The following is a 15,878-nucleotide window of genomic DNA, read 5'->3' as shown; positions in this document are numbered from 1 at the left end:
CGAGGCTGCCCGCTCAGCTGCGGTTGGGGCAGTCGGTCTTCACGCAGGCGGCGTACAGCGCCAGCGAATGCTCCTGCAGCGCGAAACCACGCTCCCGCGCGATGGCGTGCTGGCGCTCCTCGATGTCCGCGTCGTAGAACTCCTCGACCTTGCCGCAGTTCAGGCAGACGAGGTGATCGTGGTGATGGCCCTCGTTGAGTTCGTAGACCGCCTTGCCGGTCTCGAAATGGTTGCGGCTGAGCAGGCCGGCCTGCTCGAACTGCTGCAGTACCCGGTAGACCGTGGCCAGGCCGATGTCGGCGCCTTCGCCGAGCAGGGCCTTGTAGACATCTTCGGCCGTCATGTGGCGCTGGGCCGAGCGCTGGAAGATCTCGAGGATCTTGATGCGCGGCAGCGTCGCCTTGAGGCCGCTGTTCTTGATGTCGTGGGTCTGGTTCTTGGGTGAAGAGGGCATGGCGCTGGGGCGCGGAAAGCCGGCAGAGGCCCCCGCTAGAATCCGCCCGATCATAGCCAGCCGACGCTTCGGCTGGCGTTCCTCCCGTCACTCTGCGCTCCCCGCCAGCCGCCCGATGCGTCCCTTGCTTGCCTCTTTCCCGCTGCTTGCGCTGCTCGGCGGTTGCTCGTATCTCCCCACCTGGGACTCCCTGCCCACCGTGACCGGCGAAAAGGTGCTGGGCCTGGTGACGCCCTACCGCGTTGAAGTCGTGCAGGGCAATGTGCTGACCAAGGAGATGGTCGCCCGCGTCAAGCCGGGCATGCCCAAGGCCCAGGTGCGTGACCTGCTGGGCTCGCCGTTGCTGACCGACGTCTTCCACGAGTCGCGCTGGGATTACGTCTTCACCATCAACCGCCAAGGGACGGCACCGCAGAAGCGTCTCGTCGTGGCCCTGTTTGAGGGCGACAAGCTCAAGTCGCTGACGGTGCCCGACGACCTGCCGGCCGAGAACGACTTCGTGGCCGCCATCAACACCTTCAAGCCCAGCAAGAAGGAACCCAAGCTGGAGCTGACCGAAGCCGAGCGCAGCGCCCTGCCGCCGCCCAAGCGCAGCGCCGAGACCGCGCCCACCGCCGCCGCCGAAGGCCCGGCGCCCGGCCGTGTCTACCCGCCGCTGGATGCGACGCTGCCGAAGTCGGGTTCGTGATGCTGAAGGTCGCCGTCATGGGCGCCTCCGGGCGCATGGGCAAGATGCTGATCGAGGCCGTCGAGGCGGCAGAAGACTGCACCCTGCACGTCACCCTGGACAAGGGCGATGACGTCCGCACCGGCCTCACGGGCGCGGATGTGATGATCGACTTCACCCGCCCCGAGGCCACGCTGGCCCACCTGGCCGTGTGCGCCGACCTGGGCGTGAAGGCCGTCGTGGGCACCACCGGCTTCGATGACGCCCAGAAGGCCGAGATCGCCCGGTTTGCCGAGCGCACCGCCATCGTCTTCGCGCCCAACATGAGCGTGGGCGTCAATGTGGTGCTCAAGCTGCTCGACCTGGCCGCCCGCGCCATGAACGAGGGCTTCGACATCGAGATCATCGAGGCGCACCACCGCATGAAGGTCGACGCCCCCAGCGGCACCGCGCTGCAGATGGGCCAGGTCGTCGCCGACGCGCTGGGCCGCGACCTGAAGCAATGCGCCGTCTACGGCCGCGAAGGCGTGACCGGCGTGCGCGACCCGTCCACCATCGGCTTTGCCACCGTGCGGGGTGGCGACATCATCGGTGACCACACGGTGCTCTTCGCCGGCACGGGCGAGCGCATCGAGATCAGCCACAAGGCCAGCAACCGCGGCATCTATGCCCAGGGCAGCCTGCGCGCGGCACGCTTCCTGGCGGGCCAGCGCACGGGGCTGTTCGGCATGAACGACGTGCTTGGGTTCGCTCGCTGACATGGGCGGCTTCTCGGCGTTCTGGGCCCAGAGCGACCTCATCGGTCGCGCCGTTGCGCTGATCCTGCTGGCCATGTCGGTCAGCGCCTGGGCCCTGATCCTCTGGAAAGCCTGGCTGCTGAGCCGCGCCCGCCGCGGCATGCTGCGCGCCGTGCCGGCCTTCTGGGCGGCCGCGGGCATCAGCGAAGGTCGCGCGGCGCTGCAGAACTTCGACACCGAAGCCGTGCTGCTGCCGCTGCTGGAGGCCGCCACGGCCGACACCCGCACAGCCACCCTGGAGGCCGCCGGCCGACAGGAAAGCCGACTGACACGCCGCCTGCGCGACGCACTGCACGGCGTGCTGGCGCGCCTGCAGTTCGGCCAGGTCATGCTCGCTTCCATTGGCGCCACGGCGCCCTTCGTGGGCCTGTTCGGCACCGTCTGGGGCATCTATCACGCCCTGGTGAGCATCGCGGCCAGCGGCAACATCACGATCGAGAAGATCTCCGGCCCGGTCGGCGAGGCCCTCATCATGACGGCGGCCGGCCTGGCCGTGGCCATCCCGGCGGTGCTGGCCTACAACGTGTTCGGCAAGCGGGTCGCCGCCTGCGAGGCCGACCTCGAAGGCTTCGCGCACGACCTGCGCGAACTGCTGCACGACACCTCCGGGGCCCGCTGATGGCCTTCGGTCGCCTCGAGAAGCCCGAAGGCTCGCGGCCGATGAGCGACATCAACATGACGCCGCTCATCGACGTGATGCTGGTGCTGCTGGTCATCTTCATGATCACCGCGCCGCTGATGACCGCCTCGCTGCGGCTGGACCTGCCCAAGAGCGAAGCCGCCACGCCGAGCGACGCGCCGACCTTCATCGCCGTGGCCATCGCCCCCGACGGCAGCCTGCATCTCGGTGATGACGCGCTGGATGCGGCCACCTTCCAGCAGCGCGTGGCGGAACTCGGCCGCGCCAACCCGCAGATGGAAGTGCAGTTGCGGGCCGATCGCAACGTGCCCTACGGCCGGGTGGCTGAACTGATCGGCTGGGTGCAGGCCGCCGGCCTGAGCCGCATCGCCTTCGTCGCGCAGGCCGCCGCGTCTGCGCCCTGAGCGAAGGGCGGCCGCGGGGGCGGCCCCTACAATTTCGGCATGAACGCCCCCATCGAAGCGCCCAGCTACAACCCCACCGAGATCGAAGCCGCCGCCCGGGCCTACTGGGCCGAGCGGGATGCCTACCGCGTGTCCGAGGACGCGAGCAAGCCGCACTTCTACGCCTGCTCCATGCTGCCCTACCCCAGCGGCAAGCTGCACATGGGCCATGTGCGCAACTACACGATCAACGACATGCTGGCCCGCCAGCTGCGCATGAAGGGCTACAACGTCCTCATGCCCATGGGCTGGGACGCCTTCGGCCTGCCGGCCGAGAACGCCGCGATGAAGGGCAAGGTGCCGCCGGCCCAGTGGACGTACTCGAACATCGCCCACATGAAGGGCCAGATGCAGGCCATGGGCCTGGCCATCGACTGGAGCCGCGAGGTCGCGACCTGCCAGCCCAGCTACTACAAGTGGAACCAGTGGCTGTTCCTGAAGATGCTGGAGGCCGGCATCGCCGAGCGCCGCACCCAGGTCGTCAACTGGGACCCGGTGGACCAGACCGTGCTGGCCAACGAGCAGGTCATCGACGGCCGCGGCTGGCGCTCCGGCGCGCTGGTCGAGAAGCGCGAGATCCCGGGCTACTACCTGAAGATCACGCAGTACGCCGAGGAGCTGCTGTCGGCCGTTGCCAACCCGGAAGACCCCAACTACCTCTCCGGCTGGCCCGAGCGCGTGCGGCTGATGCAGGAGAACTGGATCGGCAAGAGCCAGGGCGTGCGCTTCGCCTTCCCGCACAGCATCGAGGGCGGCGGCGGACGGCTGTGGGTGTTCACGACCCGCGCCGACACCATCATGGGCGTGACCTTCTGCGCCGTGGCGCCCGAGCATCCGCTGGCCACCATTGCAGCCAAGGACAAGCCCGAAGTCGCGGCCTTCATCGAGGAATGCAAGGCCGGCGGCACGACCGAGGCCGAGCTCGCCACGCAGGACAAGAAGGGCGTGCCCACGGGCCTGTTCGTCACCCACCCGCTGACCGGCGCGCAAGTGCCGGTGTGGGTTGGCAACTATGTGCTGATGAGCTACGGCGACGGCGCGGTGATGGGCGTGCCGGCGCATGACGAGCGCGACTTCGCGTTTGCGAAGAAGTACGGCATCGAGATCAAGCCCGTCGTGGCGGTGGACGGCGAGACCTTCACGACCGACGCCTGGGCCGAGTGGTACGGCGACAAGACACGCGGCGTGTGCGTCAACTCCGGCGCGCTGGACGGCCTGGGCCACAAGGCGGCGGTGGACAAGGTCGCCGAACTGCTCGGCGCCCAGGGCCTGGGCGAGAAGAAGACCACCTGGCGCCTGCGCGACTGGGGCATCAGCCGCCAGCGCTACTGGGGCACGCCGATCCCGATCATCCATTGCGACGATTGCGGCGTGGTGCCCGTGCCCGAGAAAGACCTGCCTGTCGTGCTGCCGGAAGACTGCATCCCGGACGGCAGCGGCAACCCGCTGAACAAGCGCGCCGACTTCCTGAACGTCGCGTGCCCGCAATGCGGCAAGCCTGCGCGCCGCGAGACGGACACGATGGACACCTTCGTGGACTCGTCCTGGTACTTCATGCGCTATTGCGACCCGACGAACGACCAGGCGATGGTCGGCGCGGGCACGAAGTACTGGATGCCGATGAACCAGTACATCGGCGGCATCGAGCACGCCATCCTGCACCTGCTGTACGCGCGCTTCTGGACCAAGGTCATGCGCGACCTGAAGCTGGTGGACGTGTCCGAGCCCTTCGAGAAGCTGCTGACGCAAGGCATGGTGCTCAAGGGCGCGTTCTTCCACAAGCCCGAGGGCGGCGGCAAGGACTACTACTGGGACCACGAGATCGACGTCATCCACGACGACAAGGGCGGCATCGTCGGCGCGACGCTCAAGAAGGACGGCACGCGTCTCGAGTACGAGATGACGACCATGTCGAAGTCCAAGAACAACGGCGTGGACCCGCAGGCTCTCATCGACCAGTACGGCGCCGACACGGCCCGCCTGTTCGTGATGTTCGCCAGCCCGCCGGAGCAGACGCTGGAGTGGAACGACGCGGCCGTCGAAGGCGCGCACCGCTTCCTGAAGCGTGTGTGGAACTTCGGCGTGCGCAACGCGGCAGCCATCAAGACGGGCGGCAGCGACTTCGGGGCGCTGAACGGCGACGGCAAGGCCCTGCGCCGCGAGGTGCACAACGTGCTCAAGCAGGTCAGCTACGACTACGAGCGCATGCAGTACAACACCGTCGTCTCCGGCGCGATGAAGCTGCTCAATGCGCTGGAGGGGTTCAAGGCCGAAGGCCAGGCGGCCGCCGTGCGCGACGGCTTCTCGGTGCTGCTGCGCGTGCTCTACCCGGCCACGCCGCACATCGCCCACCAGCTCTGGCAGGACCTCGGCTTTGCCGCCGAGCATGGCGACCTGCTCGACGCGCCCTGGCCCACGGTCGACGAGGCCGCGCTGGTGCAGGACGAGATCGAGCTGATGCTGCAGGTCAACGGCAAGCTGCGCGGCGCGGTGAAGGTGCCGGCCAGCGCCGACAAGGCCGCCATCGAGGCCGCCGCGCTGGCGACCGAGGAGTTCGCCAAGTTCAGCGAAGGCAAGGCGCCCAAGAAGGTCGTCATCGTGCCGGGCCGCCTCGTGAACGTGGTCGTCTGATGAAAAGGCGTGCCGCCCTTCTCGGCCTGACGGCCCTGGCCGGCTGCGGCTTCGAGCTGCGCCATGAGCCCGTGCTGCCGTTCAAGACCCTGGCGCTGACCGGCTTCCCGGCGGACTCCCCGCTGGCCCTGGGCCTGAAGCGCCAGATCAAGCGCACGCCGGTGCAGTTGCTCGACGACCCGGCCCGCGCCGAGGTCGTGCTGGAGGCGCTGCACGAGTACCGCGACCGCACGGTGGTGGCCTCCACCAGCGTGGGCCAGGTGCGTGAATGGCAGCTGCGCCTGCAGTTCGACTACCTGATCCGCACGGCCAGTGGCGAGCTGCTGGTGCCCAAGGTGGAGCTGCGCCTGTCGCGCGACATGAACTACACCGAAACCGCGGCCCTGGCCAAGGAGCAGGAGGCCACCAACCTCTACAACGCGATGCACTCCGACGCCATCGCGCAGGTCATGCGCCGCCTGGCGGCCGTGCGCCTTCCGGGATGACATGAAAACCCAACACCGCCACAGAGACACAGAGACTCAGAGAGGGCGCCTTCCCGCGGCCTCTGTGCCTGTGTGCCTCCGTGGCTGTGTTCCAGGTCGCTGACCCATGCAATTGCGTCCCGAATCGCTCGGCCCCCACCTGGCCAAGGGCCTGGCCCGTATCTACACCGTGCATGGCGACGAGCCGCTGCTCGCGCAGGAGGCGGCCGACCAGATCCGTGCCGCCGCCCGCGCGCAGGGCTTCGGTGAGCGGCAGATCTTCACCGTCACGGGCGCCTACTTCGACTGGGCGCCGGTGCTCGCGGCAGCGCAGGCCATGAGCCTCTTCGCCGAGCGGCAGTTCATCGAGATCCGCATCCCGACGGGCAAGCCCGGCAAGGACGGCTCAGAGGCCCTGCAGCGCTATGCCGAGGCCGCACCCGACGATGTGCTGACCCTCGTCACGCTGCCGCGGCTGGACAAGACCCAGCTGTCCAGCGCCTGGTTCCTGGCACTGGACGGCAACGGCGTGTCCGTGCGCGTGGAGCCGGTGGAGCGCCGCCTGCTGCCGGCCTGGCTGGCCCAGCGACTGAAGGCCCAGGGGCAGTCCGTGCCGGAAGGGGAAGACGGGCAGAAGGCCCTGACCTTCTTCGCCGACCGGGTGGAAGGCAACCTGCTGGCCGCCCACCAGGAGCTGCAGAAGCTGGCCCTCCTGCATCCCAAGGGCGAATTGACGCTGGAGCAAATCGAGGCTGCGGTGCTGGACGTGGCGCGCTTCGACGTGTTCAAGCTCAGCGAGGCGGTGCTCTCCGGCGCGGTGCCGCGCATGCTGCGCATGCTCGACGGCCTGGAGGCCGAAGGCGAGGCTGCCGTGCTGGTGCACTGGACGCTGGCCGAAGACGCCCGCGCCCTGGCCCGCGTGCGCGCCGCGCTGGATGCCGGCAAGCCCCTGCCCCTGGCGCTGCGCGAAGCCCGGGTGTGGGGCGCCAAGGAGCGCCTGATCGAGCGCATCGCGCCGCGGCTGGACAGTGCGCAGGCCGGCGCGCTGGTGCAGGCCGCCCAGGTGTGCGATGGCCTCGTCAAGGGGCTGCGCCACCCTGACTGGCCCTCTGACCCCTGGGCCGCCCTGCGCCGCCTGGCGATGATGATCGGCGAAGCCGCAAGTGGCAAAACTGGCGCAGTTCTCACGGGACGTTGAGGCCGATTCGGGCTAACGTCGAGGGTGCCCAGACGCCTGCCCCACATGACGCCCCACCGCACACGCCTCCGCCGCCCCGCCACCGTCGCCTTGCTGCTGGCCCTGGCGGGCACGGCAGCCCATGCGGTGCCCGTGATGGTGCAGCTGCGGGGCCCGGGCGGCCAGCCCCTGGCGGGCGCCGCCGTGGCCATCGAGGTCAAGGGCCGCACCGGCAAGACCAGCAGCGCCAAGGCCGAAATGGGCCAGCGCGACCGCCAGTTCACACCGCAGCTGCTGGTGGTGCAGACCGGCACGGCCGTGAGCTTCCCGAACTTCGACACGGTGCGGCATCACGTCTACTCGTTCTCGCCGATCAAGGTCATCGACATCAAGCTCTATTCCGGCACGCCGGCCGAGCCGGTGGTCTTCGACAAGCCCGGCGTGGCCGCCCTGGGCTGCAACATCCACGACCGCATGAGCGCCCACGTGGTGGTCGTGGACACGCCCACCTTTGCCCGCACCGACGACAAGGGCCAGGCCAGCTTCGACCTGCCGCCGGGCGAACATGCGGTCAAGGCCTGGCACGCAGGCCAGAAGTCGCCCACGCTGCAGGCGCTCAGGCTCGAGGTGCCGGCGGCTGGCGGCGCGCTCACGCTGACGCTGGCGGAGTGAACGCAGCGCGATGAGCTTGCCTGCCTGGCTGAACCTGCGGCGCCTGGAAGGGCGCATCGTGGCCCTCTTCCTGGCACTGCTGCTGGTGGTGCAGCTGGCCAGCTTCGGCATCATCCACGCGAGCATCACGCACAACGCCGAGCAGTCACTCGGTGCTGAGCTGCAGACCGGCGAGCGCGTGCTGCGCCGCCTGCTGGAGCAACGCGCCGGCAAGCTGCGCGACGCTGCCGAGCTGCTGGCCAAGGACTACGGCTTTCGCAGCACGGTCGGCCTGTCGCTGGCCGAGGCCGATACCGTCGAGACCATCAAGGACGCCCTGGTCAACCAGGGGGCGCGCGTGGGCGCCTCGGTCGTCGCCTACTTCGACGACCAGCAGCAGCTGATTGCCGCCACCCGCGAGGGCTCCGCCGCCTTCGGCAGTGCCTTGGCGCAGATCATCCGCAGCAACGACAGCGCGGCGCTGGCGGTGCAGGGCGGGCAGGTCTACCAGGTGGTGGCGGTGCAAGTGCGCACGCCGGCCCCCGTGGGCTGGGTGCTGATGGCCTTCGCGCTCGATCGCGAGGTGCTGGTGGACCTGCAGGCCCTGTCCGAGCTGCAGGGCGCACTGCTGCTGCAAAGCCCGTCACAACCCTGGGCCGACATCGTCGACAACCTGGACGCCAATGCTTCCACGGCCCTGCGCAGCCAGCTCGGCCGCGAGGTGCCCAGTGATGGCAACCTGACCCTGGCGGGCGAGCGCATGCGTGCCCGCTTCGTGGCCCTCATCGGGGGCGAGCAGCCGCTGGGCGTGCTGCTGCTGCGCTCGCTCGATGCCGCGCTCGCGCCCTACCAGCAGCTGCAACTCGTGATGCTCGGCCTGACCCTGCTCGGCGTGGCGGTGTTCGCCGCGGTCAGCGTGCTGCTGGCACGTGGCATCAGCAATCCGATCACGGCACTGTCCGCTGCGGCGGGGCGGCTGGAAGCTGGCGACTACGACACCCCGGTGCCGAGCACGTCGCGGCTGCACGAAGTGCGCGAGCTGGCGGTGGCACTGGAAGCCATGCGCGAAGGCATCCGCCGCCGCGATGTGCTGGTCAACAACCTCGCCTACGTCGACCCGCTCACCCAGTTGCCCAACCGGGCGCGCTTCGCCGAGGTCGTGCAGCATGTGCTGGAGCACAGCCCCCTGCCCGGCGCGGTGCTGATGCTCGACCTGGACCGCTTCAAGCACGTCAACGACGTGCTCGGCCATGACGTCGGCGACCGACTGCTGCAAAGCGTGGCCGAACGGCTGCGAGCCCTGTGCGCGGCTGACAACGCCGTGCTGGCGCGGCTGTCGGGCGACGAGTTCGCCATCCTGCTGGCCCATGCCGACGCACGCACCGCCAGCGAGGCGGCCGTGGCCATCCTGAAGGATTTCGAGCGGCCGCTGCAGATCGATGACGAAACCGTCGACCTTGGCGCCGGCATCGGCATTGCACTCTTCCCGGAGCATGGTGACGAAGTGGGCCTGCTGCTGGGCCGGGCCGAGCTGGCCATGTATGCGGCCAAGAGCCGCCAGTGCGGCAGCCTGATCTATCACGCCGCGCTGGACGCAGGCAGCCAGGAGTCGCTGTCCCTGCTGTCGGAGCTGCGCCGCGCCGTCGAGAACAACGAGCTGCGCTTGTTCCTGCAGCCCAAGGTGGACCTGGCGCAGCGTCGCGTGGTGGGCGCCGAGGCCCTGGTGCGCTGGCAGCACCCCACGCGCGGCCTGGTGCCGCCGATGCAGTTCATTCCATTTGCCGAGCAGACGGGCTTCATCCGCATGCTCAGCGCCTGGGTGCTGGCGGGCGCGGCGCAGTTCGCCCGCCAGGCGGCCGACGCCGGGCTGACGCTGCGTTTGTCGGTCAACCTTTCCACGCGCGACCTGATGGACCAGGACCTGCCGGCCAAGATCGAGGCCCTGATGGCGCCGCTGAAGGTGCCCGCCGAGACCTTGTGCCTGGAGATCACCGAGAGCGCCATCATGGACGACCCCGAGCGGGCGCTGTCCACACTGGAGCATCTGCACGCCATGGGCTTCAAGCTGTCCATCGACGACTTCGGCACCGGCTACTCGTCGCTGGCCTACCTGAAGCGGCTGCCGGTGGACGAGCTCAAGATCGACAAGAGCTTCGTCATGGCGATGGAGCGCGACCTGGACGATGCGCGCATCGTGCGGTCCACCATCGAGCTCGCCCACAACCTCGGCCTGACGGTGGTGGCCGAAGGCCTGGAGACGATCAAGGCCTGGGCGATGCTGGCACGGCTGGGCTGTGATGAAGGCCAGGGCTACTACATCAGCAAACCGATGCCGCAGGAGCAGTTCATCGACTGGATGCGCGACTGGCAGGCGCCCGACCCATCCATCATCTCCGCGGACAGCCAGCTGGCCAAGCTGGGCTGAGGCGCAAGCTCAGGGCTGCCGCAGCGCGCGGTCCAGCGCGCCAAGGCCCGCACGCAGCGTCTGAAGGCGCACCGCCTGGCGATCACCACCGAACAGCTCACGCCACACCTGCACCGACTGCCCCCGCTGCGCCAGTGCCAGCCAGACGGTGCCGACCGGCTTCTCGGCGCTGCCCCCCGTCGGGCCGGCGATGCCGGTGACGGCCAGCGCCCAGTGCAGCGGCGCGCGTTCGAGCAGGCCGGCGGCCATGCGTTCGGCCACCTCGGCACTGACGGCGCCGTGGCGGGCGATCAGCGCGGCGGGCACGCCGAGCAACTCGGTCTTGGCCTCGTTGCTGTAGGTCACCACACCCCGCTCGAACCACTGGCTGGAGCCCGGCAGGTCGGTGCAGGCGGCCGCGATCAGGCCGCCGGTGCAGCTCTCCGCAGTGCCGAAGCATTCGTGCCGGCGCAGCAGTGCGGCGGCGATGCGGTGCAGGAGATCAGCGTCGTTGGCAAACATGCGTCACCCGAGAAAATGCCGCCCGGCGGCGAACACGACCAGCGTGCAGCCCGCCGCGACGAAGTCATCGAACAGGATGCCGAAGCCCTGCGCCCAGCCGATCGGCTGGCCGCGTTCAATCTTGAACAGTCGGTCGGCCCAGCCCACGGGCCCGACCTTGACGGCATCGAACAGCCGGAACAGGCCGAAGGCCACCGCCTGCGCCAGCCACGAGGCCGGCCCGATGAGCCACAGGATGAGCCAGAAGGCCACCACCTCGTCCCACACCACCGCGCTGGGGTCGGGCGTGTGGAGCTGGCGCGCGGTGACGGTGCAGGCCCACCAGCCCACCAGCGTGCCGCCACCGATCAGCACCGCCCAGGCCAGGTCGTTCATCCAGGGCGCCAGTACGGCGAACACCAGCCAGGCCCACAGCGTGCCGACCGTACCGGGGGCCTTGGGGCTCAGGCCGCTGCCGAAACCCAGCGCAATCCAGCGCGCGGGGTGGCCCCACATGAAGGCAGGCGTGGGGCGGATGGGCGCGGAAACGGTCATGACTGGAAATGATCGAAGGAACGCAGGCCGTGGTCCACACGCTCGCCGCGTGCATCCACGACCCGCAGCCCCGGTGCGGCCTCGATGCGGCCGATGCGGGTCAGGGGCACACCGACGTCAGGCAGGCGGGCACCCGGCGGCGCGGTGAAGACGAGTTCGTAGTCATCGCCGCCGGCCAGCAGGCATTCCTGCTGCACGGCCGGCGGCTGCACGGCCAGCACGGCGCTGCGCGGCAGGGCCGCGAGTTCGAGCGTGGCGCCGACGCCCGAGGCCGCGAGCAGGTGGCCGAGGTCGCCGAGCAGCCCGTCGGAGATGTCGAGGGCCGCGGTGGCCACGCCACGCAGGGCCTGGCCCAGCGCCAGGCGCGGCGTGGGCAGCTCCATCGCCACCCGCACCTGCTCGAAGGCCTCGCCGGCCAGCACCACGCGGCCACGGAACACCTCCAGCGCGAGCCGCGCATCACCCAGCCGACCCGACACCCAGATCTCGTCACCCACCCGCGCGCCACTGCGCAGCAACGCCTGGCCGGGCGGGGCTTCGCCGAAGACGGTGAGGCACAGGTTCAGCGGGCCTTGCGTGGTGTCACCGCCGATCAGCGGGATGCCACTGGCATCCGCCAGCGCCCACAGGCCTTGGGCAAAGCCGGCCAGCCAGGCCTCGTCCGCCCGCGGCAGCGCCAGCGCCAGCGTGAAGCCGCGCGGCGTAGCACCGCAGGCGGCCAGGTCACTCAGGTTGACGGCCAGCGCCTTGTGCCCCAGACGCGCGGGGTCAACGGTGGACAGGAAGTGCCGGCCTTCGACCAGCATGTCGCTGGACACCAGCCAGCGCGCGCCCGGCGTGGGCACGAGCACCGCGCAGTCGTCGCCCACGCCCACCTCCACACCGGCCGCTGCAGGGCGCTGGAAAAAGCGCCGGATCAGATCGAACTCGCCCATGCCGCCATTAGACCTTGTGGATGTCCACAGCACCCGGGTCCGGGGGCAGTGGCATGATTCCCACCCCGTCGGCCTTTGTGATCCTCCCGCCATGTCCAGCTCAGAAGAAAAACGCGCCCAACTCCGCCAGGCCGCTCTCGAATATCACGAGTTCCCGACGCCCGGCAAGATCGCCATCGCGCCGACCAAGCAGCTGATCAACCAGCGCGACCTGGCGCTGGCCTACTCGCCCGGCGTGGCGGCGGCCTGCGAAGAGATCGTGGCCGACCCGGCCAACGCCTACCGCTACACCTCGCGCGGCAACCTGGTGGCCGTGGTCACCAACGGCACCGCGGTGCTGGGCCTGGGCAATATCGGGCCGCTGGCGTCCAAGCCGGTGATGGAAGGCAAGGGCGTGCTGTTCAAGAAGTTCGCCGGCATCGACGTCTTCGACCTCGAAGTCGCCGAGAACGACCTGGACAAGCTCGTCGACGTGATCGCCGCGCTGGAGCCCACCTTCGGCGGCATCAACCTTGAAGACATCAAGGCGCCGGACTGCTTCTACGTCGAGCGCAAGCTGCGCGAGCGCATGAAGATCCCCGTCTTCCACGACGACCAGCACGGCACCGCCATCGTCGTGGGCGCGGCCTTCCTGAATGGTCTGAAGGTCGTCGGCAAGGACATCACGCAAGTCAAGCTGGTCACGTCGGGCGCGGGCGCGGCGGCACTCGCCTGCCTGAACCTGCTGGTCAAGCTGGGCCTGCCGCGCGAGAACATCTGGGTGACCGACCTGGCCGGCGTCGTCTACGAAGGCCGCACCGAGCTGATGGACCCCGACAAGGCCGAGTACGCCCAGAAGACCGAGGCTCGCTCGTTGCGCGAGGTCATCCAGGGCGCCGACGTCTTCCTGGGCCTGTCGGCCGGCGGCGTGCTGAAGGCCGACATGGTGGCCAGCATGGCCGCCCGGCCACTGATCTTCGCGCTGGCCAACCCGACGCCCGAGATCCTGCCGGAAGAAGTCAAGGCGGTGCGTGACGACGCCATCATGGCCACCGGCCGCACCGACTACCCGAACCAGGTCAACAACGTCCTGTGCTTCCCCTACATCTTCCGCGGTGCGCTGGACTCCGGCGCCACGACGATCAACGTCGAAATGGAGATCGCGGCGGTGCAGGCGATCGCCGAGCTGGCCCAGGCCGAGCAGAGCGAAGTGGTGGCCGCCGCCTACGTCGGCGCAACGCTGTCCTTCGGGCCCGAGTACCTCATCCCCAAGCCCTTCGACCCGCGCCTGATGATGCGCATCGCGCCGGCCGTGGCCAAGGCCGCGGCTGACTCCGGCGTGGCGGCCCGCCCCATCCAGGACTGGGATGCCTATCGCGAGAAGCTGCAGAGCTTCGTCTACGCCTCGGGCAACACCATGAAGCCCATCTTCACCGCCGCCAAGCGCGCGCCGAACAAGCGCGTCGCCTATGCCGAGGGTGAGGAGGAGCGCGTGCTGCGCGCCGCCCAGGTCGTCGTCGACGAAGCCCTCGCGCGGCCGACGCTGGTGGGCCGGCCGGCCGTGATCGCCGAGCGCATCGAGCGCTTCGGGCTGCGCCTGCAGCATGGTCGCGACTACGACGTCGTCAACGTCGAGCACGACGACCGCTACCGCGACTACTGGCAGACCTATCTGCGCATGACCGAGCGCAAGGGCGTCACCCAGCAGCTCGCCAAGATCGAGATGCGCCGCCGCCTCACCCTGATCAGCACGATGCTGCTGCACAAGGGCGAGGTCGACGGCATGCTCTGCGGCACCTGGGGCACCACGGCCACCCACCTGCAGTACATCGACCAGGTCATCGGCAAGCGCGCCGGCGTCAAGACCTACGCCTGCATGAACGGCCTGATCCTGCCGGGCCGCCAGGTCATGCTGGTCGACACCCACGTCAACTACGACCCGACCGCCGAGCAGCTCGCCGAGATCACCATCATGGCCGCGCAGGAGATGTGCCGCTTCGGCCTGACACCGAAGGCCGCGCTGCTGTCGCACAGCAACTTCGGCACCAGCGACAAGCCCTCGGCCGTGAAGATGCGCGACACGCTCGCGCTCATCCAGCAACTCGCGCCCTGGCTGGAAGTCGATGGCGAGATGCACGGCGACACCGCGCTCGACGCGCCCTACCGCAAGCAGCTCATGCCGCACAGCCCACTGACCGGCGAGGCCAACCTGCTCGTGCTGCCCAACATCGACGCGGCCAACATCTCCTACAACCTGCTCAAGACGGCGGCCGGCGGCGGCATCGCCATCGGCCCGGTGCTGCTCGGCGCGGCCAAGCCGGTGCATGTGCTGACACCCTCGGCCACGGTGCGCCGCATCGTCAACATGACGGCCTTGACCGTGGCTGACGCCAACGCCGCGCGCACCTGAACCTTCATTCAGGCGACAACCAGGAACGGCGGAAGAACAGGCTCCGCCGGCCCTGACTCCCCCAATTGACAGAAGTTTTCATGCCGAAAACTTCGTCACAGGGACGTCACAAGCCCTGAAGAATCAATTACTTATTGGCATGTGAGCGCCGGCTCACAAGGCCCCAATCCAGACTCGGCCGCACGTCGGCGGCTTGAGCTTTTGGGGTCGCTTCGGTACCATTGAGGTTTTCCGTTCAGGGTAAACCCGTGTCTTTGCTCTCGTGGCTGGCGCGCTCCGGCGCCTCGGCGGTCACCACCGCCCTGCTGCTTTCCGGCTTGGCCGGGGGCGTGCAAGCCAAGGAAGCTCCCCCCACCGCAACGCCCGCTCTGGCCGAGATTTGGCTGAGCGAGCTGCCTGTCCAGGCGCAGGAAACCCACCGGCTCGTACTCGCCGGCGGCCCGTTTCCCTACAGCAAGGATGGCGTGGTGTTCGGCAATCGCGAGCGCCTGCTGCCCCGCAAGGCTCGCGGCTTCTATCGCGAATACACGGTGAAAACCCCTGGCGCTCGCAACCGAGGCGCTCGTCGTCTCGTCTGTGGCGGCACCCCGCCCACGGCGCCCGAGGTTTGTTATTACACCGACGATCACTATGCCAGCTTCAAGCGCATCCGCGCCGAAGCCGGCCGGTGAAGGTCGAAGGTTCGGCAGTTTTGTGACTTGAAAGGAGGAACGCGACCATGCTTTTGCAGACCGTCCGTCCCAATATCGTGCAGGCCATACGGGCCTACCGGGTCGAGGACTTGATGCAGGCCGCTCAAGAAGCGGGCCAGCATTTCCTGTACGCCAACCTGTCGGAGGCGCAGTCCAAGCAGGACGTGCTCGACGGCATCGCGCAGGCCTTCCTCTTCCCTGCTCACTTCGGCAAGAACCTGGACGCCCTGCATGACTGCATGACCGACCTCGTCCACAAGGCCGGCAGCCAGCCGGGCTTCGTGGTGGTGCTGGAGCAGTTGCCCGACAACGTGCGCTTCGACCGCGAAGCGCGGGAGCAGTTGCTCGACGTCTTCCGCGATACGGCCGACTACTGGGCCGACCGGAAGGTGCCCTTCCGGTGTTTCTATTCTTTTCAGTAGCCCGCTCCCAAGAAAACGGGTCATGGGAGCGGGCTGCTGAGGTGGCCCCGGTGGTT

Annotated in this window: 16 protein-coding genes; 12 read left to right on the top strand and 4 right to left on the bottom strand. The window is 68.9% G+C overall.

Annotation, left to right across the window (positions count from 1 at the left end; all coding sequences use genetic code 11):
- Window positions 1-13: 13 nt before the first annotated feature.
- Window positions 14-454 carry a ferric iron uptake transcriptional regulator gene (gene fur / locus CDO81_RS08385; protein WP_088482725.1) on the bottom strand — a complete coding sequence of 147 codons (441 nt, stop codon included), beginning with the start codon at window positions 452-454 and terminating at the stop codon, window positions 14-16.
- A gap of 115 nt (window positions 455-569) precedes the next feature.
- Here fur and CDO81_RS08380 point away from each other — a divergent pair, with 115 nt between their 5' ends.
- From CDO81_RS08380 to CDO81_RS08340, 9 genes are all read left to right on the top strand, one after another.
- Window positions 570-1,142: an outer membrane protein assembly factor BamE gene (locus CDO81_RS08380; protein ID WP_088482724.1), complete on the top strand. Its 573-nt coding sequence runs from the start codon at window positions 570-572 to the stop codon at window positions 1,140-1,142.
- The gene (gene dapB / locus CDO81_RS08375; RefSeq protein WP_088482723.1) at window positions 1,142-1,879 is read left to right on the top strand and encodes a 4-hydroxy-tetrahydrodipicolinate reductase; all 738 of its coding nucleotides are present in this window, start codon (window positions 1,142-1,144) and stop codon (window positions 1,877-1,879) included. Before CDO81_RS08380 ends, dapB begins: the two co-directional genes overlap by 1 nt.
- 1 nt (window position 1,880) lies before the next feature.
- The gene (locus tag CDO81_RS08370) at window positions 1,881-2,537 is read left to right on the top strand and encodes a MotA/TolQ/ExbB proton channel family protein (protein ID WP_088482722.1); all 657 of its coding nucleotides are present in this window, start codon (window positions 1,881-1,883) and stop codon (window positions 2,535-2,537) included.
- A complete protein-coding gene (locus CDO81_RS08365) occupies window positions 2,537-2,962 on the top strand; it encodes an ExbD/TolR family protein (protein ID WP_088482721.1) in 426 nt (141 codons plus the stop codon). The genes CDO81_RS08370 and CDO81_RS08365 overlap by 1 nt, the downstream gene beginning before the upstream one ends.
- 39 nt (window positions 2,963-3,001) lie before the next feature.
- Window positions 3,002-5,632, top strand: a complete 2,631-nt coding sequence (gene leuS, locus CDO81_RS08360; RefSeq protein WP_088482720.1) for a leucine--tRNA ligase — start codon at window positions 3,002-3,004, stop codon at window positions 5,630-5,632.
- Window positions 5,632-6,117, top strand: coding sequence for an LPS-assembly lipoprotein LptE (locus CDO81_RS08355; RefSeq protein ID WP_088482719.1), 486 nt, complete (start codon window positions 5,632-5,634; stop codon window positions 6,115-6,117). The genes leuS and CDO81_RS08355 overlap by 1 nt, the downstream gene beginning before the upstream one ends.
- A 106-nt stretch (window positions 6,118-6,223) precedes the next feature.
- The gene (gene holA / locus CDO81_RS08350; RefSeq protein ID WP_088482718.1) at window positions 6,224-7,294 is read left to right on the top strand and encodes a DNA polymerase III subunit delta; all 1,071 of its coding nucleotides are present in this window, start codon (window positions 6,224-6,226) and stop codon (window positions 7,292-7,294) included.
- 45 nt (window positions 7,295-7,339) lie between these two features.
- Window positions 7,340-7,945 carry a methylamine utilization protein gene (locus CDO81_RS08345; RefSeq protein ID WP_088482717.1) on the top strand — a complete coding sequence of 202 codons (606 nt, stop codon included), beginning with the start codon at window positions 7,340-7,342 and terminating at the stop codon, window positions 7,943-7,945.
- Between the two features lie 10 nt (window positions 7,946-7,955).
- Complete coding sequence (locus tag CDO81_RS08340; RefSeq protein WP_193466488.1) at window positions 7,956-10,349, top strand: putative bifunctional diguanylate cyclase/phosphodiesterase; 2,394 nt, start codon at window positions 7,956-7,958, stop codon at window positions 10,347-10,349.
- A gap of 9 nt (window positions 10,350-10,358) precedes the next feature.
- On the opposite strand, the gene CDO81_RS08335 is transcribed toward CDO81_RS08340, so the two are convergent.
- The 3 genes from CDO81_RS08335 to thiL are packed head-to-tail and all read right to left on the bottom strand — an operon-like array spanning window position 10,359 to window position 12,319.
- Complete coding sequence (locus CDO81_RS08335; protein WP_088482716.1) at window positions 10,359-10,850, bottom strand: CinA family protein; 492 nt, start codon at window positions 10,848-10,850, stop codon at window positions 10,359-10,361.
- Window positions 10,851-10,853: 3 nt separating this feature from the next.
- The gene (locus tag CDO81_RS08330) at window positions 10,854-11,384 is read right to left on the bottom strand and encodes a phosphatidylglycerophosphatase A family protein (RefSeq protein WP_088482715.1); all 531 of its coding nucleotides are present in this window, start codon (window positions 11,382-11,384) and stop codon (window positions 10,854-10,856) included.
- The gene (gene thiL / locus CDO81_RS08325; RefSeq protein ID WP_088482714.1) at window positions 11,381-12,319 is read right to left on the bottom strand and encodes a thiamine-phosphate kinase; all 939 of its coding nucleotides are present in this window, start codon (window positions 12,317-12,319) and stop codon (window positions 11,381-11,383) included. Before thiL ends, CDO81_RS08330 begins: the two co-directional genes overlap by 4 nt.
- A gap of 91 nt (window positions 12,320-12,410) precedes the next feature.
- Here thiL and CDO81_RS08320 point away from each other — a divergent pair, with 91 nt between their 5' ends.
- The 3 genes from CDO81_RS08320 to CDO81_RS08310 all read left to right on the top strand — a co-directional run bounded on the left by CDO81_RS08320 (window position 12,411) and on the right by CDO81_RS08310 (window position 15,822).
- Window positions 12,411-14,708 carry an NADP-dependent malic enzyme gene (locus CDO81_RS08320; protein WP_088482713.1) on the top strand — a complete coding sequence of 766 codons (2,298 nt, stop codon included), beginning with the start codon at window positions 12,411-12,413 and terminating at the stop codon, window positions 14,706-14,708.
- Window positions 14,709-14,956: 248 nt separating this feature from the next.
- Window positions 14,957-15,379, top strand: a complete 423-nt coding sequence (locus CDO81_RS08315; RefSeq protein WP_168928262.1) for a guanyl-specific ribonuclease — start codon at window positions 14,957-14,959, stop codon at window positions 15,377-15,379.
- A gap of 47 nt (window positions 15,380-15,426) precedes the next feature.
- A complete protein-coding gene (locus CDO81_RS08310) occupies window positions 15,427-15,822 on the top strand; it encodes a barstar family protein (RefSeq protein ID WP_088482711.1) in 396 nt (131 codons plus the stop codon).
- Window positions 15,823-15,878 lie beyond the last annotated feature (56 nt).

Source organism: Roseateles puraquae (assembly GCF_002205845.1).
GTDB lineage: Bacteria > Pseudomonadota > Gammaproteobacteria > Burkholderiales > Burkholderiaceae_C > Pelomonas > Pelomonas puraquae.
Note: the sequence above shows the minus strand (reverse complement) of the source record. Positions and strands in the feature narration are given on the sequence as shown.

Bases quoted from the DNA above. Each gene is read 5' to 3' on its own strand.
- fur (WP_088482725.1), bottom strand. From the start codon at position 454: ATGCCCTCTTCACCCAAGAACCAGACCCACGACATCAAGAACAGCGGC.
- CDO81_RS08380 (WP_088482724.1), top strand. From the start codon at position 570: ATGCGTCCCTTGCTTGCCTCTTTCCCGCTGCTTGCGCTGCTCGGCGGT.
- dapB (WP_088482723.1), top strand. From the start codon at position 1,142: ATGCTGAAGGTCGCCGTCATGGGCGCCTCCGGGCGCATGGGCAAGATG.
- CDO81_RS08370 (WP_088482722.1), top strand. From the start codon at position 1,881: ATGGGCGGCTTCTCGGCGTTCTGGGCCCAGAGCGACCTCATCGGTCGC.
- CDO81_RS08365 (WP_088482721.1), top strand. From the start codon at position 2,537: ATGGCCTTCGGTCGCCTCGAGAAGCCCGAAGGCTCGCGGCCGATGAGC.
- leuS (WP_088482720.1), top strand. From the start codon at position 3,002: ATGAACGCCCCCATCGAAGCGCCCAGCTACAACCCCACCGAGATCGAA.
- CDO81_RS08355 (WP_088482719.1), top strand. From the start codon at position 5,632: ATGAAAAGGCGTGCCGCCCTTCTCGGCCTGACGGCCCTGGCCGGCTGC.
- holA (WP_088482718.1), top strand. From the start codon at position 6,224: ATGCAATTGCGTCCCGAATCGCTCGGCCCCCACCTGGCCAAGGGCCTG.
- CDO81_RS08345 (WP_088482717.1), top strand. From the start codon at position 7,340: ATGACGCCCCACCGCACACGCCTCCGCCGCCCCGCCACCGTCGCCTTG.
- CDO81_RS08340 (WP_193466488.1), top strand. From the start codon at position 7,956: ATGAGCTTGCCTGCCTGGCTGAACCTGCGGCGCCTGGAAGGGCGCATC.
- CDO81_RS08335 (WP_088482716.1), bottom strand. From the start codon at position 10,850: ATGTTTGCCAACGACGCTGATCTCCTGCACCGCATCGCCGCCGCACTG.
- CDO81_RS08330 (WP_088482715.1), bottom strand. From the start codon at position 11,384: ATGACCGTTTCCGCGCCCATCCGCCCCACGCCTGCCTTCATGTGGGGC.
- thiL (WP_088482714.1), bottom strand. From the start codon at position 12,319: ATGGGCGAGTTCGATCTGATCCGGCGCTTTTTCCAGCGCCCTGCAGCG.
- CDO81_RS08320 (WP_088482713.1), top strand. From the start codon at position 12,411: ATGTCCAGCTCAGAAGAAAAACGCGCCCAACTCCGCCAGGCCGCTCTC.
- CDO81_RS08310 (WP_088482711.1), top strand. From the start codon at position 15,427: ATGCTTTTGCAGACCGTCCGTCCCAATATCGTGCAGGCCATACGGGCC.